A 21,978-nucleotide genomic window follows, 5' to 3' on the forward strand; every position below is an offset into this window, starting at 1 on the left:
TGTGCCATTGAAAAATGGCGACTTCCAGTCGGTCTGTGACAAGCTTACCAGCATGAGCACTTCAGACAGCAATTCCCTCGACCACGAGCCCACCGGTACTGACGCCGGGGTAGGCCAGCAGATTCGCGATATTTCGGAAGTTCCGGCTGTTGAGGTCATCACCACCGGCGCCGTTCACCTGATGAGCGCAGCGGCTGTCAAGGTGGGCTTGGCCGACGACCCCGAGGCCGAGGAGCTCAAGGACCTGGACGAAGCCCGCAAACTGATCACCGCCTTGGCCGGGCTAGTCACGGCCGCTGCACCGGAAATCGGTTCACAGCATGCGGGCCCCTTGCGCGATGGCCTCCGTTCCCTCCAGCTTGCGTTCCGCGAAGCATCCCTGATCCCGGACGAGCCGGGCAAGGGCCCGGGCGAAAAGTTCACCGGTCCGGTCAACTGACCCGGACTCATCTGTTAGACAGCGACGGCGGGTTGGCCTTCTGGCCGGCCCGCCGTCGTCGTATCCGGGCAGCTCAGTCGGCTGGATCCACTGCGCCGGCCTGGGCGTTGGTCATGATCCGGCGCCGACGTAGTTGAAGAACCAGTCCGGCGAGGCACAGCACCACTCCAGCCGTTCCGATGGCCACGAATCCGGCCCAAGGCCCTACCCCGTCAATGAAGAGCCCGGCGAACGGCGAACCGAAAGCCACCCCAGCCGTCAGAGCCGAGCCATACCAGCCCATCGCCTCGCCGCGGCGGTCCTCCTCCACGATGTCGGCGACCTTTTCGGAGGCCGCGGACAATACCGGCGCGCAGAGCACCCCGGGCAACAAGGACAACCAGGCAAGAGTCCAAGTGTCCCCGGCGAAGCCCATCGGAATGGTCAGGGCCGCCATGCCCAGCAGGAGCAGGATCGGTGAAACGGGCCGGTGCATCGCTCCGTAAATGAGTCCGCCAACCACCGAGGAGGCGCACCAGAAGAAGAAAACAATGCCAATCTCGTTCTGGTGCCCGCCGCGCTGCAAAACCGCCACGATACCGACGTCGGTACCGCTCAGAACCATGCCGGATCCTGCGGCAACGGCAAACACCGCCGCCACCGCCGCGCTGAACCAGGTGAAGTTCCTGGCCATCTTTCCCCGCAGCCCGGAAGCTTGGGAAACTGCCTGGGCCATCTCCGAAGCGGCTTCCTGGAGATGGGCCGGAGCCGATGCCACAACGGCGGCTTCAGCCGCATGGAGCTCATCGGCATCCCGGTCGGCCGTTTGGCTGGCATCCAGGACATCATCGCTTCGGGTGGGGGGGTTGAACCACAGAAGGAAGAGCCCGGCGGCCGAGGTGCAAACGCCCACGATGGTCAGGCCGAGGACAGTGAACCCGCTGGTAGCCACCACCGCGCCCACCGCGGGACCGATCATGAAGACCACTTCGGTGGCAATCGAGTCGAGGGCGTACGCGGAACGCCGTTGCTCACCATCTACCAGGACACCGAGCGACTGGCGGATCACACTGAAGATCGGGAGCGTCAGCAGGCCCCCGACAAACACGAGCGGCAGGATCCACTCATAGCTCACATGGGGCACGACGGACCAAATGACCAGTTCCGAGACCACGGAAGGAATAAGCGCCTTCCGCAGGCCGACAGTGTCCACGCGCCGCCCTCGCCACGGAGCGCCAATCGCGATGCCGATGGTGAATACCGCGGCGGCAGCACCGGCGGCGGCGTATCCCTTGCCCAAGGTCAGCACGATGTGCAAGGTGAGCAGAACTCCCGCGGCCGAGTGCGGTATGCGGGCCACCATGCCCACCAGCAAAAGACGCCGCACCGACGTGACAGACAGCATCTCCCGGTAGAGAGAGAAATTCACGAGCTACATCCTCTGTTCTGCCGACGGCAGGACAAGGACGTTCCCCCTGTGCCTTCGGCTACTGTGCCGCCCGCTGCAGGCTGACTTCGATCGAGTCAACCCGCTCGGCGAACAATTCGTTCTGCGCCCAACGCCCGTTCAGCCCGGAGACCAGATCCTGCACCGCGACGGCGTCCAGGCCGTCTTCGAGGTACAGCACCACGCGCAGTTCGGGTCCCGGTCCCCCGCCGGCCATGGTCGATCCGTCGGCTGTCCGCGAAGCCATACCTGATCCTGGCCGGATCTCAAGGCGCCGCACGGCCGGGTACATCCCCGCCATGGAATTGAGAGCAGACTCCAGTTCATCATCAAGGTACGACGGCGTCCAGTCCCGCTGCTGTGCCAGTGACCACATGGCGGGGCGACGCACTACGAAGGTGACCTCCGAACCGGGATCCAGGACGAGCAGCTGGGCTCCCTCGGAGACGGCGGACAGTGCCGCCCTGGCCGCATAAACGGCGACGGGACGAGCCTGCGGGTGCCAAGCTTCCAGGGCAGCAGCCGAGGTGAAGACCGGCATGGCCGTGCGGCCATCCGGCGCCTTCAGTGTCACGAGAGCCATGTCGGCCTGTTTGTCGGCGTGAAGGCCGTCCACACCTTCGGCTTCCTCCGCGAGCTGGGCGACCACCGGGACAAAGACCCTGGCCGTGGCCAAGGAAGCCACCACCGCAGCTTCGCTTCCCGTACCGGCGAGGAGCGCCGCGACCGCGGCGACATACCCGGCGTCGGCCGTTCCGTCGTCGTCCTCGAAATTATGGATCTTGGCGGCATCGCCGCTCAGGCTCCGGCCCGCCCAAGGCTGGCCGGCAGAATCGCCTGCGCCCCCGGCACCTGCCAGGGCCGCGGCGATGTGCCCAGGCAACTGCCGGGGGGCCGGAGCTGCAGCCTTGTCAGCAGCCGAGGACTGCGGATCGTGCGACATCAGCGGCGGCCGGCGACGTCCAGGGCTTCCGGGAGCGTGAAGGCACCGGCGTACAGCGCCTTGCCGACGATCGCGCCTTCGACACCGAGCGGCACGAGCTCGCGCAAGACACGAAGGTCTTCCAGGCTAGAGATACCGCCGGAAGCAACCACGGGCTTGCCGGTCTTTTCCACCATCTGGCGCAACAGCTCGACGTTGGGACCCTGCAATGTTCCGTCCTTCGTGACGTCGGTGACGACGTAGCGGGCGCAACCGGCGTCCTCAAGGCGGGCCAGCACCTCCCAGAGATCCCCGCCCTCCTTGGTCCAGCCGCGGCCTGCGAGCGTTGTGCCGCGGACGTCGAGCCCGACGGCGATCTTGTCACCGAAGCGGTCGATGGCCCGTCGGGTCCATTCCGGGTTCTCCAAGGCTGCAGTACCGAGGTTCACGCGGGCCACGCCGAGCTCCAGTGCCCGCTCGAGGGACTCGTCATCGCGCAGACCGCCGGAGAGCTCCACCTTGACGTTCAGCTGTGAAACGACCTCGCTGATGAGGTCAGCGTTGTTTCCGCGGCCGAAAGCCGCGTCGAGATCCACCATATGCACCCATTCGGCGCCCGCATTCTGCCAGTTCAGGGCTGCTTCCAGCGGGGTGCCGTAACTGGTCTCCGAGCCGGCCTCTCCCTGCAGGAGACGGACGGCCTGGCCGTCCACGATGTCGACGGCGGGCAGGAGTTCCAGAACAGGCAGTTCGGAGGCGGTGGTCATTGAAGTCCTCGGTGTTGTGGGACGGGCGTTAGTTGCCCGGAAAATCATTTGGCAGGCAGGATCATTTGGCGGGCAGAGTGAAGAGGTAGGCGGCCAGCAGTGCCATGCCGGCGAGTACGTAAAAGCAGATGGAAACCCAGGCAGGACGTTTCTGCTGATGGAAGGAGATGCCTCCGCCAACCAGCAGCCCCGCTGCACCCATGAAGATCACCGACCACATGTTAGGCAACAACTCCGGCCTCTGGCGCCTGCGGCTGGGGCTTGGCCTGCGGACGCAGGCTCTCAACCCAGTTGCGCAAGAGCCGGGCGCCGGCGTCGCCGGACTTCTCGGGGTGGAACTGTGTGGCGCACAACGGACCATTTTCCACGGCGGCGATGAATGGGGCACCATGTTCGGACCAGGTCACCTTAGGCGGCGCCATGCGAGGCTGGACGACGTCGAATTCCCACTTCTGCACGCCATATGAGTGCACAAAGTAGAAGCGTTCGTGTTCGACGCCGGCGAACAGCTTTGATCCTTCCGGCACATCCACGGTGTTCCAGCCCATGTGCGGGACGACGGGGGCAGGGAGGAGTTCCACCTTGCCGGGCCACTCGCCCATGCCTTCGGCTTCCGTTCCGTGCTCCACTCCGGCCTCGAACAAGACTTGGAGGCCGACACAGATGCCCAAAACGGGGCGGCCACCGGCAACGCGACGACCGATCATCCGGATGGCGTCCACCGCCTTGAGCTCGCGCATGACCGTTTCGAAGGCACCGACGCCGGGGACCAGGAGTCCATCAGCGTTCAGGACGTCTTCAGGCTTGGCGCTCAGCGTGACATCCGCTCCGGCACGTTCAAGCGCCCGAACCGCCGAGCGGACATTGCCCGAGCCGTAGTCAAGGACCGTGACGGTCGGCTTTCCTTCAGGCGAGACAATGCGGCTGGCAGCCTTGGGATCCACGATGGCACCATCCTTGAGGATGTGCGTACTCACAGGGCACCCTTGGTGGACGGAATGCCTTCGACACGGGGGTCGGGCTCGACGGCGGAACGGAGTGCACGCGCGAAGGCCTTGAACTGGGCCTCCACAATGTGGTGCGGATCCCGACCAGCCAAAACGTTCATGTGGAGGCAGATACCGGCGTGCAGCGTGATGGCTTCAAAGACGTGGCGCGTCAGTGAACCGGTGAAATGTCCACCGATCAGGTGGTATTCCTGACCGGCGGGCTCCCCGCCGTGGACCAGGTATGGCCGTCCGGAAACGTCGACCACGGCGTGGGCAAGAGCCTCATCCAACGGGACCGTGGCCTCGCCGAAGCGACGGATGCCCGCTTTGTTCCCGAGGGCGGTACGCAGGACCTCGCCGAAGGTGATGGCAACGTCCTCCACGGTGTGGTGGGCGTCGATGTGGGTATCTCCCGTGGCCTTGACGGTCATGTCAATGAGCGAATGCTTGGAGAGCGCCGTCAGCATGTGGTCATAGAACGGCACCGAAGTGCTGATATCCGAGACTCCAGTGCCGTCGAGGTTGATTTCAACCAGGACGGAGGACTCGCTGGTGGCGCGTTCCATGCGTGCTGTCCGGGCGGCCGCCGTGCTGGCGCCGTTTTCGCTCATTGATGGTCCTTAGGAGGAAGGAGGTGTGGGTCTGGGTTCAAGTCTAGGCCGGTGCGGCGACTTGGCCGTCCAGCAAGGCTTCGAGCGCCTCGAGGAAGGCCGTGGTCTCCGGCTCGGTACCGGCCGTGACCCGGAGGTGGCCCGGTATGCCGACATCACGGATGAGGACTCCGCGTTCCAGCAGGCCTTGCCATAGGGCATGCGGGTTCTTGAGTCCGCCGAAGAACACGTAGTTGGAATCCGAGGCGGCCGGCTTGAGCCCCATACGGGTCAGCTCGTTGACAATTCGGTCCCGTTGGATCTTGATGTCCTCGACATCTGCCATCAGGGCTTCGCGGTGCCGCAGTGCGGCCAGCGCGGTTGCTTGGGTGATGGCCGAGAGGTGATAAGGGAGGCGGACCAAACGGATCGCGTCGGCGACCTCGGGGGCCGCCGCCATGTAGCCGATGCGCGCACCAGCGAGGGCGAAGGCTTTGCTCATGGTGCGGGAAACGATGAGACGCTCACGGCCAGGGAGCAGGGTCAACGCACTTGGAGTGTTGTCGTGGGCGAACTCGTGGTAAGCCTCGTCCACGATCACAATCGCCTGGCTTGCTTCTCCGGCTTCGTAGACAGCCTCGACAACGTCAAGGCCAAGTCCCGTGCCGGTGGGGTTGTTCGGAGAGCACAAGAACACGACGTTCGGCTGGAGCTCACGAACCTGCGCGGCTGCCGAGGCCGCGTCAAGGCCATAATCCTCGGCCCGGACCCCGGCGATGTATGCGGTGTCGGTCCCGCTGGCAAGCAGGGGGTACATGGAGTACGTGGGCGGGAAGCCAAGCGCGGTGCGCCCCGGGCCACCGAAAGCCTGGAGGATCTGCTGCAGAACCTCGTTGGAGCCGTTGGCCGCCCAGATGTTCTCGGCCGCCATTCCATGGCCTAGATACTCGGCGAGGGCCTCACGCAATTCGGTGAACTCTCGGTCCGGGTAGCGGTTCAGTCCCGTGGCGGCCGCCGCAACGGCTTCCGTGATAGCCGCTTGGACATCCGCCGGTACGCCATGGGTGTTTTCATTGACGTTGAGCAAAATCGGAACATCAAGCTGCGGCGCGCCATAGGGGCTCAAGCCACGGAGGTTGGTCCGGAGGGGAAGTCGGTCAAGTCGCTCAAGCTGGTCACTCACCATGACAGTTTAAGGTGCGGCAGCTGATGCCCTGAAACTGTGACGGCCAAGCGTCCGCTCAAGATTGTGATCAAACGGACGGAACTGTGTTCAAACGGCCGGAACGAACAACTGCTGGCCCGGTACGATGCGGCCGTCCTGGAGGTTGTTCAACTGGATGATCTCGGCAACGACATCGCGCGGATCCCGGGAAGGTGCAGCCACCCCGGCAATCCCCCACAGCGATTGGCCTGTTTGCACCGTGACACTGGTGGTGGAGGTGGGCTGCAGTTGGGCCGCGGAATCCGCGGCCTTGGCAGGCGAGTTCAGGAACCCGACCAGGCTGAGAAGCGCTGCAACCAAGAGCATTGCGGGGACGCCGAAAAAGACAATGCGGCCCCGGCGAGTCAGCCGAAGCCGGCCTGGTGCCACATTGCGGCCGGGGGCGTTGATGGTGGTGAATGCGGACATGAGCCGAGCCCTTCTGAACAATTGCCGCATTCCGGAACCCTGGAGTGCGGCTGCCAATTCTTGCCTTCAGTCAGTGTCTGCGGATCGGCTGTTCGTCGTTGTCTTCGAACGATGCGAGCGAACACCCGGACCCTGCAACACTTTTATAGAACACATATTCGAACCTTGCTATGACATTTTTAGCACTTATCAACGAACGGTGTCGAGACTCGCTAGAACAAATGTTTGATAAACGCCTGTGCCTGCCCTACGTTTGAGTGAAGGAACGAGCACTGAATCAGTGCAACAGGAGGGTCTGACATTTCAGGCCAGCAGTCCCGGCAAGCGCCTCCAGCGTGGACCGGGCGGAACGGAAGGGCGTTGGCGAACATGGCAGCGAAAGCCACTGGCAGCGGGTCGGCCTCACCGCGGAGCCAGCAGCCGCAGAAGGCTCCCAAGAGCCTGACCGTCCGCCAGAAGAAGATCCTGGAGACCATCCAACGTTCCGTCAACGATCACGGCTATCCGCCGTCGATGCGCGAAATCGGGGACACCGTTGGCCTGGCCAGCTTGTCCAGCGTCACGCACCAGTTGTCGCAGCTCGAAAAGCTCGGCTATCTCCGTCGCGATCCCAAGCGCCCGCGGGCGATGGAAGTCCTCATGCCATTGACCTTGGATGGCGGCACCGCCATACCAGGGGTTGAAGCGCCGGCGAAGCTCCGTAGCGCCGGCGGCTTGGCCGTCACTGAGCTTGCCAGTGCCAGCGACACGGCCATGGTGCCCCTCGTTGGCCGCATCGCCGCTGGTGGACCCATCTTGGCGGACCAGACGGTCGAGGACGTCTTGCCACTGCCCCGTCAGTTGGTAGGCCACGGCGAGCTCTTCATGCTGAAGGTCACCGGTGATTCCATGATTGACGCCGCCATTTGCGATGGCGACTGGGTGGTAGTGCGGCGCCAAAACGACGCACTCAACGGCGACATCGTGGCAGCTCTCCTAGACGACGAGGCCACCGTCAAGACCTTCCGTCAGCGCGACGGCCATACATGGTTGCTCCCCCAGAACACGCAGTACGAACCCATTCTGGGCGACCATGCCACCATCATGGGCAAGGTCGTCTCGGTCCTGCGCTCGCTTTAAGCCTTCGCTGAATCTGCGTAGAGCCGTTCGAGCGCACCGCGGACCACTGAACGGTCGGTGGTGGCCCAAAAGGGCGGCAGCGCGGCCCGCAGGAAGTTGCCGTAGCGCTCCGTCGAAAGCCTTGAATCCAGTACTGCCACGACGCCTTTGTCACCGGTTGAACGGATGAGGCGTCCGGCTCCCTGGGCGAGCCGGATGGCCGCATGTGTCGCGGAAACTGCCATGAAACCGTTGCCGCCGGCCTGCGCCACGGCGCGGGACCGTGCTGTCATGAGGGGATCGTCCGGTCGCGGGAACGGGATCCGATCAATCACCACCAGGCGGCACGAACCGCCGGGAACATCAACGCCCTGCCAGAGGGACATGGTGCCGAACAGGCACGTGTCTTCCTCCTCGGCGAACTGCCTGACCAACGCGGCCATGGTCGATTCACCCTGGCACAGGATCTCGACGTCCAAGCGTGACCGCATCGCGTCCGCGGCGTCCTCCGCTGCCCGTCGTGAAGAAAAGAGGCACAAAGCCCCGCCGTGAGATGCCTTGATGAGCTCTTCAAGCTCGTCAAGTGCCTCAGGCGAAGTGCCACGCCCGGGCTTGGGCAGGTGCCGGGCGACGTAGAGCATGCCCTGCTTGGGGTAGTCGAACGGCGAGCCGACATCGACGCCAGTCCAGCTGGGAGCGCCTTGGCCAGTCAGTCCCAGCCCTCCGGCCGTGGCCTCGAATGCGGAGCCAATAGCCAAAGTGGCAGAGGTCAGCACCACGGTATGGCCCGCGAAGAGCCCGTCCCGGAGACGTCCTGCCACGCTGAGCGGAGCGATGTTGATGAGCGCAGGCGAATCCTCGTCCGGCGCTGTGTAGCCCTGTTGGGGATCGAAAGTGCTGTTCCGGGAGAACCATACGACTTCCTGGTTTTCCCTGGCCGCGAGCAACCGTTCGCACAGTTCCAAGATCAACGTCAGCCGGGAGCGCGCAAGTTGGCGTCCTCCGTCCACCGCATTGGACGAATCCCCCTTCGAATCGGAAAGCGCTGCGCGGCAGGCTTCCCGGAGCTGGTCCACGCAATCTAGCTGTTCGTCGTTGAGCCCATTGGGCAGGAGGCCGGACGGCGCGCCGGTCATTGCCAGCTCCAGCCGGTCCGCTGCAGCGTTCAATGCGTCAACGGTGATAGCCGTGTGTTTGCGGGCGCTGGAGGCGGCAGCATGGATCATTGCCACGGACAGCTGCCCCGACACTGCGCCCGTGACGCGATCCTGGAGCTCGTGGGCTTCGTCCACCACCACGACGTCGTACTCCGGCAGCACCGCCAGGCCTTCGAAGGCGCTGACGGCGAGCATCGCATGGTTGGTGACTACGACGTCGGATTCCGCGGCGCGGTGGCGGGCGAGCTCGCTGAAGCACGCTTCCGCCATCGGGCACTTTTGTGCGCCGAGGCACTCCATGGACGTGACGGATACCTGGCGCCAGGCTCGGTCCGTCACGCCCGGCATGAGTTCGTCGCGATCCCCCGTGACGGTCTTCCCGGCCCACTCCCGCAGCCTCAGTACTTCCTTTCCGAGCTGCGAGGCCGGTCCGCCGATGGCTGCGGCGAGATGCGGCACGCTGGTGTCCTCGCCGAGGGAGAACAACTGCCCCTCGGCAGGCTCCTCACTGGGAAAACCGCCTTCCAGCTTTTGCAGGCACACATAGTTGGCCCGGCCCTTGACCAAAGCGATGCTGACCGGGCGCTCCAGCTCTGGATTGATGGTTTCCAGGAGCCGCGGCAGGTCCCGGCCCACGATCTGCGTCTGGAGCGCGAGGGTAGCCGTGGACACGAGCGCCGGCTTGTTGCTCTCCATCGCATGCGCGATCAACGGAATCAAGTACGCGAGGGACTTGCCGGTGCCCGTGCCTGCCTGCACCAAAAGGTGCTCACCAGTCTCGATCGCCCGCGCCACGTGTTTGGCCATCTGGTGCTGGCCAACGCGATTTTGGCCGCCCATGCCTGCCACGGCCTTGTCCAGGAGTTCGAGGGCGGTCCTTTCCCCCACGGTTTCGCCGCGCTCCCCCGCCTCCGGTTCAACCATTGCTGACGAACGACTCCAACTCGGCGGCCAGGTTCTCATGGACCATGGCCACCACGCGGGTGCCTTCTTCCTCATGCTCAAGGCTCAGGATTTCGGCATCGGTGTTGTGCAGCTTGTTGATGAGCTCCCCACGGTTGTATGGAATCAGAACCTCAAGGCGCACACCGGGGCGCGGAATGGCCGTACTGATGGCCCCAAGGAGCTCGGCAATGCCCTGTCCCGTGCGGGTCGACACGACCACATGGCGTGGCTCTTTCTGCTTGAGCCGCTCGACGACAAACGGATCCGCGGCGTCCGCCTTGTTCAGCACAATGATTTCCGGGATCTTCCGGGCATCCACTTCGCTGAAGACCGTGCGGACGGCCGCGATCTGGCCTTCCGGGTCCGGGTGCGAAACGTCCACCACATGGAGGATCAGATCGGCGTCGGCTACCTCTTCCAGCGTGGAGCGGAAAGCCTCCACGAGCTGGGTGGGCAGCGAACGCACGAAGCCCACGGTGTCCGAAAGCGTGTAGCCGATCCCGTCCGGGGTCTGTGCCTTACGGACGGTAGGATCCAGGGTGGCGAACAACGCGTTCTCCACGAGGACGCCGGCATCCGTGAGGCGATTGAGCAGGGAGGACTTCCCCGCGTTCGTGTATCCGGCGATGGCGACTGAAGGAACGGCATGACGACGGCGGTTGGCCCGCTTGGTCTCGCGGGCCGGCTTCATTGCGGCGATTTCACGCCGTAGCTTGGCCATCCGCGTGCGGATCCGACGACGGTCCAGTTCGATCTTGGTTTCGCCGGGACCCCGGGAACCCATACCTGCTCCGGCGCCGCCCACCTGGCCACCGGCCTGGCGGGACATGGAATCGCCCCAGCCGCGCAGGCGCGGCAACAGGTATTCCAGCTGTGCCAGCTCAACTTGGGCCTTGCCCTCACGGCTCTTCGCATGCTGCGCGAAAATATCGAGGATCAACGTGGTGCGGTCCACCACCTTGACCTTGACGATGTCTTCAAGGCCGCGTCGCTGGGACGGCGCCAATTCTGCGTCGACCACCACGGTGTCAGCGCCGGTGGACTGCACAATGTCCTTGAGCTCCAGGGCTTTGCCAGAGCCGAGGAAGGTGCCTGGGTCCGGCTTCATGCGTCGCTGGACGATCCCATCCAGGACTTCCGAGCCAGCTGTCTCGGCCAGCGCGGCGAGTTCCCTCAAGGAGTTCTCGGCGTCAGCCAGGGTGCCCTCGGTCCAAAGACCGGCCAGCACGACGCGCTCAAGGCGCAGCTGCCGGTATTCGACTTCGGTGACATCTTCAAGTTCCGTGGACAGGCCCGCGCTACGGCGCAGGGCCCGGCGCTCGGCCAGATCCTCTTGATCGCCGTCGTAGATGCTGTGTTCGTCGTCCAAGCGGGAAATCGCCTGGGCCTTGCCAAACACGCCCCTGGGTTCTTCGCGTTCCTGCACTGCGGCAGGTGCGTCCTTGGAGAGAATCCGGTCGATGACAGCCTGGATTTCTTCAGGACTCAGGTCCTGGGCGGCGGAATCGGGTCCGGTGTTCTTCTGCGTGGTCATGGTCTCCTTTAGGGGTTCGGCATATCCAGAATAGTGCCGATTGGGGTCTTGTGGCGCGGAATTCGCGCAGGGCTGATGCCTGGCAAGGCTCTGCCGATGGTCGGAGATCCCCATCCCGGGCTGCGCACGCGGATTGCGTGCACAAAACACAGGACGAGAGGGAGACGATCTGCTGAGTGTCCAGGCGTCAATAAACAACGTCTGGAACGGACATGCCAAGGCGGAATGGCGCTGCGAATGATGCAGGCCTGCGTCGCCGGCGGTGCCGACTACTCAAAGATCAAGAACATGCGCACCACGCTATCAGACGCTGTCAAGTGCAGGTTGAGCTCGTTCGGAGCAATCCACGGTTTCCCTTGCCCGCTGCTGGCCACTAATCTGGCAAGCTATGGAGTCTGCTCACTATTTCAGCGCACAGCCCGCGGGGCCGTTCACCCGCAAACCCCTCACGGTGGAACTGGCCGGCGCGACCCGCCGGCTCCACACGTCGAGCGGCATCTTCAGCCCGGACGGGATCGACAAGGGAACAGCAATCCTGCTCTCCGAAGTTCCACCACCGGCTCCGCAGGGAAACCTGCTGGACATCGGCTGTGGTTGGGGACCCATTGCCTTGACCATGGGGCTCATGGCTCCGCACGCGCGCGTCCACGCGGTTGATGTCAACGAGCGCTGCATCACCCTGACCAACGAAAACGCCGCCCTGCTAGACCTCGGGAACGTTACCGCGAGCCTGCCCGACGACGTCGACCCGGACGTGATGTTCGACACCATCTGGTCCAACCCGCCCATCCGCATCGGCAAAGATGGACTCCACGAACTGCTGCTCACCTGGCTGCCACGGCTTGCCCCGGGTGGAAACGCGTGGCTGGTGGTTCAGAAAAACCTCGGCGCAGATTCGCTTCAGCGATGGCTTGCCGACGTTCTCGACGGTTCCTTCTCGGTCTCCCGGGAAAGCACGTCGAAATCGTTCCGCGTCCTGCGAATCAGGAAAGCGTCCCGCTAGCGACAATCACGGCAGGGCCGCTGAGCTCCACATGTTCCCGGCCGCCCGCGCCCGGGAAGAACCGCACACCCACGACGCCGCCGGGAACGTTGACGCGCCACGTGTCCGGAGCGCCGTCCCCGGCCCAGTGGCGGATCGCGACGGCCGCTGCGCAGGCACCCGTGCCGCACGACTGGGTTTCCCCGACGCCGCGTTCATGAACGCGCATGGTGATGTTGCCCGTCCCGTCATGCACGAGAGGCTCCGCGGGAACCACGAATTCCACGTTGGTGCCGTTGACTGGTTTGGGATCTACAACGGGCGCCTTGAAGAGCTGCGTGGACGTGAGCTCCGAAAGCTCGGCCAGTGCCACCACCGTGTGCGGATTGCCCATGCTGACCGACAATGCCGGCCGGGCAACCTCCAATCCGTCGGCACTGACGAGGGAGTCCATGGCCTTGCTGGTGGCGTCCTTGGGGAAAATGAACTCCCATGGGCCCATGTCCACCGCATAGCCGTCTGAGGTGCGGACAATCGTCTTGATGCCGCCGCGGGTTCCGATGGTCAAGGACTCTCCTGCGTCGAGGGAGACAAAACCCTGCTCGATGAGGAAATGGATGAATACACGGACGCCGTTGCCGCACATTTCGGACAGCGAACCGTCACCGTTCCGGTAGTCCATGAACCACTCGGCGTCGGAGTCCGCTTCGAGGAGCTGGCGGCCTTCGGGGAGGAACCGCGAGGGGACGGCGCGGATGAGCCCGTCCCCACCTATGCCCAAGTGGCGGTTACAAAGCGCTGCAACTTGATCCGGAGAGATTTGGTGCGCGTCCTCGGGGTCCGCGATGAGGACGAAATCGTTGCCCGTACCGTGCCCCTTGGAGAAGGCCAGGCCGTGGAGACCGGAAGCGGGTACGGCACCGCCGGCAGCGGCTGGCTGCGGGGCGGTAAATGCAAGGGTTTCGTCCATGGATCAAGGCTACCTGTACCGCGGGTTGCGCCTAAATCGCCGACGCCTGACTTGCGCAGATTTCTGCGGCCTTGGTCACCAAATCGGGATCCTGCCAGTCAAGCCAGCGGATCCGGGCGTCGGCGCGGAACCAGGTGAGCTGGCGGCGGGCGAATTGGCGAGTGGCCACGATGGTTTCCTCGGCCGCCGTGGCCGTGTCCGATTCGCCGTCGAGAACCTTGAGGAATTGCGCGTAGCCAAGGGCGCGCGAGGCCGTCTTGCCTCGCCGCAGCCCGGCGGCGTCCAGCCGCGCGACCTCATCGAGAAGTCCCGCGTCGACCATCCTATGGACGCGCTCGGCGAGCCGATCGCGCAGTACGTCGCGATCGACGTCGAGCCCTATCTGTACGGCCGGCTGAAAGTACTCGCGCTGCGGCATGAAGGAACTGAACGGACGTCCGGTCAGCTCGAAGACTTCCAGCGCCCGGATGACGCGGCGCGCGTCGCCGAGCCTGCCCGCCGAAATGGGGTCGACACGCTGCAATCGTTCCTGCAGCACGAGGAGGCCGGATGTTGCGTGCTCTAGCTCCAGCCGTTGCCTGACGTCAGGATCCGTGCCCGGGAATTCCAGGACATCCAGCGCCGCCCGAACGTAGAGTCCGGAGCCGCCCACCAGGATGGCCCGCTTGCCTCGGCGATGAATATCGCGGATAGCGGACCGGCATTCGGCCTGGAAATCGGAGACGCTGGCTTCTTGGGTGACGTCCATGGTGTCCAGGAGATGGTGGGGCACTCCCCTGCGTTCAGCGATGCTGATCTTGGCCGTGCCGATGTCCATGCCCCGGTAAAACTGCATGGCATCGGCGTTGATCACCTCGCCGTCAAGCTCTAGGGCGAGAGCGACGCCAAGATCGGACTTGCCGGACCCGGTTGGTCCGACGACGGCGATCACGGGCGGATTCGGATCAGTCGAGCCGGCCGGTACTGCTGTCATGCCGAGCTAGCCGCGTCGCGCGGGGAGCGACGGCATGCCGAGGGAGACGCCCTTCTGGCCTGTGGCACCGGCGGCACGCGGGGCCGGAGCGCCACAGGAGTCAGCCTGGGAGCGGTCCCAGGCGTCGCCGGCACGGGAGCGCCTCAAGCTGTAGTCCGCCGTCGTGGCCGGGTCCGAAACGAGGTGGAAGGCCGCTGCCTCCGTGATGGTCACGGTGACGAAGTCGCCAGGCCGTGGGGTCTCTGCGCCTTCGGGCACGGAGAAGTGGACCAGCCGCTGGTCCTGGGAGCGACCGGACAAGCGATGCGTTTCCTCGGCCTTGCGTCCTGACTGGGCCGTGACGAGGAGTTCAACCCGGCGTCCGAGCTGTTTCGCATTCTCCTCGGCCGCGATGCGGTCCTGAAGGCCCGTCAGGCGCTCGTAGCGCTCTTGGACAACGGCCTTCGGTAGCTGGTCAGGAAGGTCCGAAGCCGGGGTGCCTGGGCGCTTGGAGTACTGGAAGGTGAAGGCTGAGGCGAAGCGTGACTTCTCGACGACGTCGAGCGTGGCTTGGAAGTCCTCTTCCGTCTCGCCGGGGAAGCCCACGATGATGTCGGTGGTGATTGCTGCGTGGGGAATCTTGTCACGTACCTTGTCCAGGATGCCCAGGAACTTGGTAGACCGGTAGGAGCGGCGCATCTCCTTGAGCACTTTGTCCGAGCCGGATTGGAGAGGCATATGCAGCTGCGGCATGACATTGGGGGTCTCAGCCATCGCGTCGATGACGTCGTCGGTGAAGGCAGCCGGGTGCGGGCTCGTAAAGCGCACGCGCTCGAGGCCCTCGATGTCACCGCATGCGCGGAGCAACTTGGAAAAGGCCAGACGATCGCCGAATTCCACACCGTAGGAGTTCACATTCTGGCCCAGCAGGGTGACCTCGACGGCACCGTCGTCCACCAATGCCTGGATTTCAGCCAGGATCTCGCCTGGGCGGCGGTCCTTCTCCTTGCCGCGCAGAGACGGCACGATGCAAAACGTGCAGGTGTTGTTGCAGCCCACGGAGATGGAAACCCAACCCGAATACACAGAGTCGCGCCTGGTGGGAAGGGTAGACGGGAAGACGTCCAGCGATTCCAAGATCTCCAGCTGGGCCTCGTTGTTGTGGCGGGCACGGTCCAACAATGCCGGGAGCGCGCCCACGTTGTGTGTACCGAACACGGCATCCACCCAGGGAGCCTTGCGCACAATGGTTTCGCGGTCCTTCTGCGCCAGGCATCCGCCCACCGCGATCTGCATGCCCGGATGGGCCGCCTTGACCTGCTTGAGTTCCCCGAGGTTGCCGTAGAGCTTGTTGTCAGCGTTCTCGCGGACTGCGCAGGTATTGAAAACCACGACGTCGGCGACGCCTCCGTCGAAGGGCACGTATCCTGCATCCTCCAGGAGTCCTGCCATGCGCTCGGAGTCATGGACATTCATCTGGCAACCGAAGGTACGCACTTGGTAGGTGCGCTGCGCCCCAGGGGCGGGTGCGGGGTCGCCGACCTGGGCCGGAGAGGGCTGCTGAACGGGGGCTGGTGCTGGTGCTGCGGAAGGGGAACTCACCAATCTAGGGTAGCCCCTCGGACTAGTACCAGTTGAAGCCCATCTCGTGCTGCCACGCGTTGCAGGGGGAACCGTAACGGTCGCGGATATAGCCGAGGCCCCAATCGATCTGGGTCCGGTAGTTGCTGAGCCAGTCGCTGCCCGCGGAATAGTACTTGTCCGGCGGCAGTGCCTGCGCGATACCGTAGGCCCCACTGCTCGGATTGGTGGCGTCTGTCATCCAGCTCGATTCCTGCGTCCACAGCAGGGACAGGCACTGCATCTGATCCTGGCCCCAGCCATAGGCACCAAGTCGCGAAGAAGCATATTGCCGCGCCCCTGGCGGATCGTTGACGACGCTTCCCCCGCCGCCCGCAAATCCGCCACCGCCTCCGCTGCTCACGGGCTGCTGGGCCTGCTGGTTGGCCGCTGCTGCGGCTTCCGCGGCGCGCTGGGCCGCCTCTCGCTTGGCCTCTTGGGCAGCCTGGTAGGCGGCAAGCGCCACCTGGCCTTCTTGGTATTTTTGAGCAACAGCGGCAGAAGTGGAAGTCAATGACGCAAGCTGGGCGACCATGGTCTTTCGCTGGCCCTCCGTGGCGGCGACGCTATCTTCGGCGGCGCGTCTGGCAGACTCTGCGGCCTGCGCCTTCGCCGCGGCGTCACTGTCCAACTGGGCCAAGACATCGCGGGCAGCTTGCTCTTGGGCAGTTGCGGCCGCAGATGCCTGGGCCGCACTGAGCGCATCAGCGTGCAGTTTCGCCGTACGATCCAGCACCCGGTTCAGCAAGGCGTAACTCTGGAGATTATCAGGTTGAATGGCGGCATTCGCGAGGGTCCATGGGCCCGGATCGAAACCGCCGGACTCGTACGCCCTGACCACTAGTGCGGACGTGGCCTTCTTCAGGGAATCCGCCTTCGCCCTGGCCTGCTGGGACGCCTCGGCCAGTTTCTGGGTCACGCCTTGCTGATGCGCCAAAGCGTCGTGCGCTTTGGCGTACTCAGCTCCCGCTTTGATGGCAGCCGCACCCAGTTCACCTGACTTCTGCTGCAGTCCCACGAGCAATTGGTTGATGCGGGCCACTTCGGCACTCGCGGCCGCTTCATTTCCCTGGGCTTGTTGTACCTCCGCCCAACTGGGATAACCCGACGGCGGAGCGTCGTCGGCCGAGGCCGGGACTGCTTGGAGCAACGACGCGACAAGCAAAGGCACAACGACTGCCGAAAGCCGCCACGACAACGCTTTCATTGGATCTGACCTGCTTCCGAATCGGAACACTAGTCCAGAACCTTAGCCGAAGGCGATCAATGCTCATACCCGACGTCGCCGCTCGGTACGATACTCACAGGCAGCTCTCAGTTTGGGAAGCTCCCTGCCTAAGCGATGTGCTCCGTCTCCGGAGTGCTGTTTTCCCGAGCGTTCCGGGACTCCGGTTCCCCCGCCAAGGCTTCGTCCAGGACCTCGCCAAGGCTTCGTCCAGGACCTCGCCAACGATCCGGAATGCAGCCGATGGTTGGTAGCCCTTGCGGGCGAGCATCGACGCAAGCCGACGCGTCTGCTTGTCGCGTTCGGCCCTGTCCGAAAGGTCGACGCCGGCCCTCAACCGACGTGCAACCAGATCCCTGGCCGCGTTCCGCTCATCCTCATCGCTCAGTTGCGCCAAGGCACCCTCAGCCGTTTCGGCGTCGATCCCCTTGTCCGCCAATTCGCGGCGCAACGCACCCCTGGCAAGTTTCCTCGACTGGGCGCGGCTGCGGACCCACATCTCGGCAAACTCGGCATCATCAATGAGCCGGACTTCCTCGAAACGGTCCAACACGGCTTCGGCCACGGTTTCAGGCACGTTCCGCTCAGCCAGTTTGCGCGCCAGCTGAAGCCTGCTCTTCGGCGAGTTAGTCAGTTGGCGGAGGACAATGGCTCTGGCCACCGCCTCCGGATTGGCGTCGGCACCCACTGCCACAGCCGAATCCGCGGATGGACCCCACGACCGTCTCGAACCTGAGGACTGCGTCGGCCCAGAGGACAGTGTCGAACCTGAGGACAGTGAATGCCCTCGGCGCTTAGCCGTCAACGGCCTTCAGCTTCGGAGATTTCTCGGCTTCGGCAGGCTTGATTACTCCGACACCAAGCTTTTCCTTGATGAGCCGCTCGAGGTCCGCGGCCAACTCCGGGTTGTCCCGCAGGAAGCGGCGGGAGTTCTCCATACCTTGCCCCAGCTGGTCGCCGTCATAGGTGAACCACGAACCGGACTTCTTGATGATGCCGTGCTCGACGCCCATGTCGATAATGCCACCCTCACGGGAAATGCCCTGGCCGTAGATGATGTCGAATTCGGCAATTTTGAAGGGCGGAGCCATCTTGTTCTTGACGATCTTGGCCTTGGTACGGTTGCCTACCGAATCCGCACCTTCCTTCAGCGTCTGGATGCGGCGGACGTCGATGCGGATGGAGGCATAGAACTTCAGCGCCTTACCACCGGTAGTGGTTTCCGGGGAACCGAAGAAGACGCCGATCTTTTCACGGAGCTGGTTGATGAAGATGGCGGTCGTCTTGGTCTGGCTCAGCCGGCCAGTGATCTTACGCAGGGCCTGGCTCATGAGACGGGCCTGGAGGCCGACGTGGGAATCGCCCATTTCGCCTTCGATTTCAGCACGGGGAACCAGCGCGGCGACGGAGTCGATCACGATGACGTCCAAGGAGCCGGAGCCGATCAGCATGTCCATGATCTCAAGCGCCTGCTCACCGGTGTCCGGCTGTGAAACCAGAAGGGCGTCGGTGTCGACGCCTAGTTTCGCCGCGTATTCGGGATCAAGGGCGTGCTCTGCGTCGATGAAGGCGGCAATGCCGCCCTGACGCTGGGCGTTGGCCACGGCGTGCAGCGCGACGGTAGTCTTACCCGAAGATTCCGGACCGTAAATTTCGACGACACGGCCACGAGGCAGTCCGCCAATGCCAAGAGCGACGTCCAAGGCTATGGAGCCGGTCGGAATGACCTCGATAGGCGCCCGGACTTCGTCACCCAGACGCATGACCGAGCCCTTGCCGAATTGCTTGTCAATCTGGGCAAGCGCCGCCTCGAGCGCCTTCTCACGATCCTGATTTGCCGCCATGGTTCACACCTCTGATGCTTTCTCGCTGTGGACTGGCCTGAACGGCCGCTTTCCTGTCTCATCCGACGCTAGTACGGGCCGCCGACAATATTGCGTGCGACTTCGTCTATGTGGAAAACCACAGGTTCGAATGATGCGGAAACCGGTCCGTCAGGGTAAATTTTCCTCTGAAAGGAGCATAGCCTCATCCGAACAGATATTCGAACAATTGGTAGGCGTGTCCCCAGAGCAACCGGATCCTAAAACGTCGCGGAACCCCTGTCGGCAGGCTTGACGTCCCTGCCGAGCCGTCGCTCCGGCGGAACGTCCTGGACGTCGCACAAGGCAAGCCAGACGTCGCGGGGGCTGTAGCCCGCAGCCAAAGCGTCGTTTGCCGTACGGCCGCCAACGCCGGCCAATACAAGGGAGCCGCTGAGGACCCGGGAGTAGCCAGCCCCGAATTCATCGTCCATCAGCCGCCAGAAGTCACTGATCCGCACCAATAGAGTCTCTCACGGGACCGGACTCTAGAATGGTTGTCATGAGCAACACTCCCGACGACGCACCAGAAATGGTAGAGGCAGGCGACAACGTCGACGCCGCCCTCCAGCAGGTGGAACACCAGCTGAGCATGTTCTGGCGACGCGCACGATCGCTGTCACACCAGCTATCCCGCCAGGTCCACCCCGACATGGAACCGGCCGCTTACGGGCTGCTCTCGATCATCCGGAAGGAAGGCCCCATTCGCCTGACGGAACTCGCCTCGTGCATCGGCGTCGGGAAGCCGTCCGTGAGCCGCCAGATCGCGTTCCTTGAGAGCATCGGCATGGTCTACAAGGAAGCCGATCCCCAGGACGGGCGTGCGCAGTCGATTCGACTTACTCCTAAGGGCGAGGAAAAGATGCACCAGGTCCAGGACGCACGCCGGCAGGTCTTCCGGGAACGCCTGGGTGAGTGGCCACTGGAGGAAATCCAGACGCTCGCGGACTACATCGAGCGACTCAACGCAGCCTACGGCGAAGGAATCGGCAAGGACTGACCACCGAGCAACGAAGACAAAAGAAGGAGGCCTCCAGTTGGAGGCCTCCTTCTTTGCTTCACGTATCCGGCTAGGTCACAGACACACGGGACATCACGTTCCGGCCTGCGCGACCCTTGCGCGGACGCGCAGCACGTCGCACGCTCCGGTAGCAGCCTACCGGGGCACACGGTTCGTCTAGCGGGCTCCAGAGAGCATGCCCTGGGTGAAGTCGTCATTCAGTTCGGCGCTGAGCTCACGGTCGAGATCGCGGCCATAGCGCTGGGCGAATTCCTGCGGGACGGTGTCCGGAACGGCAACGCCTTCGGCGACGGCGACCCGGTCACTGACCTCACGGAGCATGCCTGACAACGGAACGTCCAAGGCTGAGCAGATCGAGGAAAGCAGCTCTGAGGATGCTTCCTTCTGACCACGCTCAACTTCGCTCAGGTAGCCAAGGGAAACGCGGGCGCTGTGCGAGACTTCGCGGAGCGTACGGCCCTGACGCTGGCGGACATCGCGCAGAACATCACCGATTTCGTGACGCAGTACAACCATTTTGCGCTCCTTCTGTTCGCTCGGTGCCTTCTCGGCCAAGCCCACATCCTTCCAGCGGACAACGCCGTTTACGGATACGGGCTGCTTTACCATCTGTATCGCCTTGCTCCCTCGTGAGTCCGGTTCACCGCGCAGGTGCACCGGTTGTTTCTACATCCTAGGCGCCCCGGCCATTCCGAGGCGACACAATGTAACAACTATTGGGCCGCTGTTTTTGTTCCCGGCTACTTTACGTGTGGTAGGTCGGTAGCGACAAGGCACTCGAGCAAGCGTTCGAGTGCGGCCACCTGCGCCTGCGCCCGGATGGCTGGTCGGTCCCCGTGAAAGGAGTATGCATGCGCCGTAGATCCGCTCGACGTGGCGATTCCGATGAAAACGGTACCCACTGGCTTCCCGTCGTGCGCCAAAGGGCCCGCAACCCCCGTAGTGGACACCCCGACGTCGGCCCCGCACGCGCGCCTGGCGCCGTCGGCCATCGCCGCCGCCACGTCGGCGTCGACAGATCCGACCACCGAAAGCAGTTCCGCGGACACCCCCAGAACTCCGGCCTTGACCGAATTCTGATAGGCGACCACCCCTCCTTGGAGCATGCCTGACGCCCCTGGAGTATCAGCGAGGGTCGCAGCGACGAGGCCGGCCGTCAGGGATTCCGCGGTAGCCACGGTGATGCCCCGCTCGATGGCGAGCGCGACGGCGGTCGCGGCCACCTCGCCAGCGGTCCGGCTCATGCCGCCCGCCTGCCTGCGGCGCGGAGCTTGACGGCCCCGATGACGTATTCGACGCCGGTCCATACCGTGATGGCGAGGGCGACGATCATGACCCAGAAGGCGACGCTGACGAGCCATGGCGCAAAGGAGTTCAACGGCAGGATGTAAAGGAAGATGGCGACGGTCTGGATGACGGTCTTAAGCTTGCCGCCACGCGAAGCCGGCATGACGCCATAGCGGATCACAAAGAACCGCAGGGCAGTGATCCCCCATTCGCGCACGAGGATGAGGATGGTGATCCACCAAGGCAACTCGCCCAGCGCCGACAGAAGGACCAGCGCCGATCCAATGAGAAGCTTGTCCGCGATGGGGTCGGCGATCTTGCCGAAGTTGGTGACAAGGTTGCGGCTCCGGGCGATGTCGCCGTCGAGCTTGTCCGTATAGATGGCCACGGCGAAGGCGACCACGGCGGCCCAGCGCCAGATGCCGTGCTGGCTGTTGTCCGCGAGGAGAAACCATACGAAGAACGGGACCAGGACAATTCGAAGCATCGTCAGGATGTTAGGCAGGTTCCAGATGTCGGAGCTGTTGGAACCGGCTTTGCTGCCCTCGGATGTAGTCAC

General features: G+C 63.9%; 24 protein-coding genes. 4 read left to right on the forward strand and 20 right to left on the reverse strand.

Features of this window, described 5'->3' with window-relative positions; genetic code table 11:
* The first annotated feature begins 52 nt into the window (after positions 1–52).
* Positions 53–439 carry a DUF1844 domain-containing protein gene (locus HNP00_RS02905; protein ID WP_078105657.1) on the forward strand — a complete coding sequence of 129 codons (387 nt, stop codon included), beginning with the start codon at positions 53–55 and terminating at the stop codon, positions 437–439.
* Between the two features lie 73 nt (positions 440–512).
* On the opposite strand, the gene HNP00_RS02910 is transcribed toward HNP00_RS02905, so the two are convergent.
* The 8 genes from HNP00_RS02910 to HNP00_RS02945 form a co-directional block, all read right to left on the reverse strand.
* A complete protein-coding gene (locus tag HNP00_RS02910) occupies positions 513–1,847 on the reverse strand; it encodes an MFS transporter (protein ID WP_184735757.1) in 1,335 nt (444 codons plus the stop codon).
* A 58-nt stretch (positions 1,848–1,905) separates the two neighbouring features.
* Positions 1,906–2,808, reverse strand: coding sequence for an SseB family protein (locus HNP00_RS02915; protein WP_184735759.1), 903 nt, complete (start codon positions 2,806–2,808; stop codon positions 1,906–1,908).
* On the reverse strand, positions 2,808–3,554 hold the full coding sequence (priA, locus tag HNP00_RS02920; protein ID WP_184735761.1) for a bifunctional 1-(5-phosphoribosyl)-5-((5-phosphoribosylamino)methylideneamino)imidazole-4-carboxamide isomerase/phosphoribosylanthranilate isomerase PriA: 747 nt from the start codon (positions 3,552–3,554) through the stop codon (positions 2,808–2,810). The genes HNP00_RS02915 and priA overlap by 1 nt, the downstream gene beginning before the upstream one ends.
* 61 nt (positions 3,555–3,615) lie before the next feature.
* Positions 3,616–3,783, reverse strand: coding sequence for a hypothetical protein (locus HNP00_RS02925; RefSeq protein ID WP_184736768.1), 168 nt, complete (start codon positions 3,781–3,783; stop codon positions 3,616–3,618).
* Positions 3,776–4,531: an imidazole glycerol phosphate synthase subunit HisH gene (gene hisH, locus HNP00_RS02930; protein ID WP_184735763.1), complete on the reverse strand. Its 756-nt coding sequence runs from the start codon at positions 4,529–4,531 to the stop codon at positions 3,776–3,778. Before hisH ends, HNP00_RS02925 begins: the two co-directional genes overlap by 8 nt.
* Positions 4,528–5,154 carry an imidazoleglycerol-phosphate dehydratase HisB gene (hisB, locus tag HNP00_RS02935; RefSeq protein ID WP_184735765.1) on the reverse strand — a complete coding sequence of 209 codons (627 nt, stop codon included), beginning with the start codon at positions 5,152–5,154 and terminating at the stop codon, positions 4,528–4,530. The genes hisH and hisB overlap by 4 nt, the downstream gene beginning before the upstream one ends.
* Before the next feature lie 43 nt (positions 5,155–5,197).
* A complete protein-coding gene (locus HNP00_RS02940) occupies positions 5,198–6,316 on the reverse strand; it encodes a histidinol-phosphate transaminase (RefSeq protein ID WP_184735767.1) in 1,119 nt (372 codons plus the stop codon).
* A 90-nt stretch (positions 6,317–6,406) separates the two neighbouring features.
* The gene (locus HNP00_RS02945) at positions 6,407–6,766 is read right to left on the reverse strand and encodes a LysM peptidoglycan-binding domain-containing protein (RefSeq protein ID WP_260404739.1); all 360 of its coding nucleotides are present in this window, start codon (positions 6,764–6,766) and stop codon (positions 6,407–6,409) included.
* 369 nt (positions 6,767–7,135) lie between these two features.
* Here HNP00_RS02945 and lexA point away from each other — a divergent pair, with 369 nt between their 5' ends.
* Complete coding sequence (gene lexA / locus HNP00_RS02950) at positions 7,136–7,885, forward strand: transcriptional repressor LexA (RefSeq protein WP_184735769.1); 750 nt, start codon at positions 7,136–7,138, stop codon at positions 7,883–7,885.
* On the opposite strand, the gene HNP00_RS02955 is transcribed toward lexA, so the two are convergent.
* Both HNP00_RS02955 and hflX read right to left on the reverse strand, forming a co-directional pair.
* Positions 7,882–9,945, reverse strand: coding sequence for an ATP-dependent DNA helicase (locus HNP00_RS02955; protein WP_184735772.1), 2,064 nt, complete (start codon positions 9,943–9,945; stop codon positions 7,882–7,884). The genes lexA and HNP00_RS02955 overlap by 4 nt on opposite strands.
* Positions 9,938–11,500: a GTPase HflX gene (hflX, locus tag HNP00_RS02960; protein ID WP_184735774.1), complete on the reverse strand. Its 1,563-nt coding sequence runs from the start codon at positions 11,498–11,500 to the stop codon at positions 9,938–9,940. Before hflX ends, HNP00_RS02955 begins: the two co-directional genes overlap by 8 nt.
* Before the next feature lie 388 nt (positions 11,501–11,888).
* Between hflX and HNP00_RS02965 the strand changes: the two genes are divergently transcribed.
* Positions 11,889–12,503, forward strand: coding sequence for a class I SAM-dependent methyltransferase (locus HNP00_RS02965; protein ID WP_184735776.1), 615 nt, complete (start codon positions 11,889–11,891; stop codon positions 12,501–12,503).
* Here the strand turns inward: HNP00_RS02965 and dapF are convergent.
* The 7 genes from dapF to HNP00_RS03000 form a co-directional block, all read right to left on the reverse strand.
* Positions 12,484–13,452 (reverse strand): diaminopimelate epimerase, encoded by a 969-nt coding sequence (gene dapF / locus HNP00_RS02970; RefSeq protein WP_184735778.1) that lies wholly within the window; start codon positions 13,450–13,452, stop codon positions 12,484–12,486. The two genes, HNP00_RS02965 and dapF, sit on opposite strands and share 20 nt — an antisense overlap.
* Before the next feature lie 31 nt (positions 13,453–13,483).
* Positions 13,484–14,425, reverse strand: a complete 942-nt coding sequence (gene miaA, locus HNP00_RS02975; RefSeq protein WP_184735780.1) for a tRNA (adenosine(37)-N6)-dimethylallyltransferase MiaA — start codon at positions 14,423–14,425, stop codon at positions 13,484–13,486.
* Between the two features lie 6 nt (positions 14,426–14,431).
* Positions 14,432–15,901: a tRNA (N6-isopentenyl adenosine(37)-C2)-methylthiotransferase MiaB gene (miaB, locus tag HNP00_RS02980; protein WP_311770499.1), complete on the reverse strand. Its 1,470-nt coding sequence runs from the start codon at positions 15,899–15,901 to the stop codon at positions 14,432–14,434.
* 127 nt (positions 15,902–16,028) lie between these two features.
* On the reverse strand, positions 16,029–17,195 hold the full coding sequence (locus HNP00_RS02985) for a lytic transglycosylase domain-containing protein (RefSeq protein WP_311770484.1): 1,167 nt from the start codon (positions 17,193–17,195) through the stop codon (positions 16,029–16,031).
* A 130-nt stretch (positions 17,196–17,325) separates the two neighbouring features.
* On the reverse strand, positions 17,326–17,943 hold the full coding sequence (locus HNP00_RS23120) for a regulatory protein RecX (RefSeq protein WP_395893775.1): 618 nt from the start codon (positions 17,941–17,943) through the stop codon (positions 17,326–17,328).
* Between the two features lie 100 nt (positions 17,944–18,043).
* Positions 18,044–19,093, reverse strand: a complete 1,050-nt coding sequence (recA, locus tag HNP00_RS02995) for a recombinase RecA (RefSeq protein WP_184735784.1) — start codon at positions 19,091–19,093, stop codon at positions 18,044–18,046.
* A 239-nt stretch (positions 19,094–19,332) separates the two neighbouring features.
* Entirely contained in the window at positions 19,333–19,572 is a 240-nt protein-coding gene (locus HNP00_RS03000; RefSeq protein WP_184735786.1) for a DUF3046 domain-containing protein, read from the reverse strand.
* Positions 19,573–19,613: 41 nt separating this feature from the next.
* Here HNP00_RS03000 and HNP00_RS03005 point away from each other — a divergent pair, with 41 nt between their 5' ends.
* A complete protein-coding gene (locus HNP00_RS03005; RefSeq protein WP_184735788.1) occupies positions 19,614–20,111 on the forward strand; it encodes a MarR family winged helix-turn-helix transcriptional regulator in 498 nt (165 codons plus the stop codon).
* A 177-nt stretch (positions 20,112–20,288) separates the two neighbouring features.
* Here HNP00_RS03005 and HNP00_RS03010 read toward each other — a convergent pair whose 3' ends face one another.
* From HNP00_RS03010 to pgsA, 3 genes are all read right to left on the reverse strand, one after another.
* The gene (locus HNP00_RS03010) at positions 20,289–20,741 is read right to left on the reverse strand and encodes a helix-turn-helix domain-containing protein (protein WP_078105673.1); all 453 of its coding nucleotides are present in this window, start codon (positions 20,739–20,741) and stop codon (positions 20,289–20,291) included.
* A 131-nt stretch (positions 20,742–20,872) separates the two neighbouring features.
* Positions 20,873–21,376, reverse strand: coding sequence for a CinA family protein (locus HNP00_RS03015; RefSeq protein WP_184735791.1), 504 nt, complete (start codon positions 21,374–21,376; stop codon positions 20,873–20,875).
* Positions 21,373–21,978: a CDP-diacylglycerol--glycerol-3-phosphate 3-phosphatidyltransferase gene (gene pgsA, locus HNP00_RS03020; protein WP_184735793.1), complete on the reverse strand. Its 606-nt coding sequence runs from the start codon at positions 21,976–21,978 to the stop codon at positions 21,373–21,375. Before pgsA ends, HNP00_RS03015 begins: the two co-directional genes overlap by 4 nt.

Origin of the sequence: Arthrobacter sp. AZCC_0090, assembly GCF_014207375.1 — a bacterium.
In the GTDB taxonomy this organism is placed as follows: Bacteria; Actinomycetota; Actinomycetes; order Actinomycetales; family Micrococcaceae; genus Arthrobacter.

Bases quoted from the DNA above. Each gene is read 5' to 3' on its own strand.
- HNP00_RS02905 (WP_078105657.1), top strand. From the start codon at position 53: ATGAGCACTTCAGACAGCAATTCCCTCGACCACGAGCCCACCGGTACT.
- HNP00_RS02915 (WP_184735759.1), bottom strand. From the start codon at position 2,808: ATGTCGCACGATCCGCAGTCCTCGGCTGCTGACAAGGCTGCAGCTCCG.
- priA (WP_184735761.1), bottom strand. From the start codon at position 3,554: ATGACCACCGCCTCCGAACTGCCTGTTCTGGAACTCCTGCCCGCCGTC.
- hisB (WP_184735765.1), bottom strand. From the start codon at position 5,154: ATGAGCGAAAACGGCGCCAGCACGGCGGCCGCCCGGACAGCACGCATG.
- HNP00_RS02945 (WP_260404739.1), bottom strand. From the start codon at position 6,766: ATGTCCGCATTCACCACCATCAACGCCCCCGGCCGCAATGTGGCACCA.
- lexA (WP_184735769.1), top strand. From the start codon at position 7,136: ATGGCAGCGAAAGCCACTGGCAGCGGGTCGGCCTCACCGCGGAGCCAG.
- HNP00_RS02955 (WP_184735772.1), bottom strand. From the start codon at position 9,945: ATGGTTGAACCGGAGGCGGGGGAGCGCGGCGAAACCGTGGGGGAAAGG.
- hflX (WP_184735774.1), bottom strand. From the start codon at position 11,500: ATGACCACGCAGAAGAACACCGGACCCGATTCCGCCGCCCAGGACCTG.
- HNP00_RS02965 (WP_184735776.1), top strand. From the start codon at position 11,889: ATGGAGTCTGCTCACTATTTCAGCGCACAGCCCGCGGGGCCGTTCACC.
- dapF (WP_184735778.1), bottom strand. From the start codon at position 13,452: ATGGACGAAACCCTTGCATTTACCGCCCCGCAGCCAGCCGCTGCCGGC.
- miaA (WP_184735780.1), bottom strand. From the start codon at position 14,425: ATGACAGCAGTACCGGCCGGCTCGACTGATCCGAATCCGCCCGTGATC.
- recA (WP_184735784.1), bottom strand. From the start codon at position 19,093: ATGGCGGCAAATCAGGATCGTGAGAAGGCGCTCGAGGCGGCGCTTGCC.
- HNP00_RS03005 (WP_184735788.1), top strand. From the start codon at position 19,614: ATGAGCAACACTCCCGACGACGCACCAGAAATGGTAGAGGCAGGCGAC.
- HNP00_RS03010 (WP_078105673.1), bottom strand. From the start codon at position 20,741: ATGGTAAAGCAGCCCGTATCCGTAAACGGCGTTGTCCGCTGGAAGGAT.
- HNP00_RS03015 (WP_184735791.1), bottom strand. From the start codon at position 21,376: ATGAGCCGGACCGCTGGCGAGGTGGCCGCGACCGCCGTCGCGCTCGCC.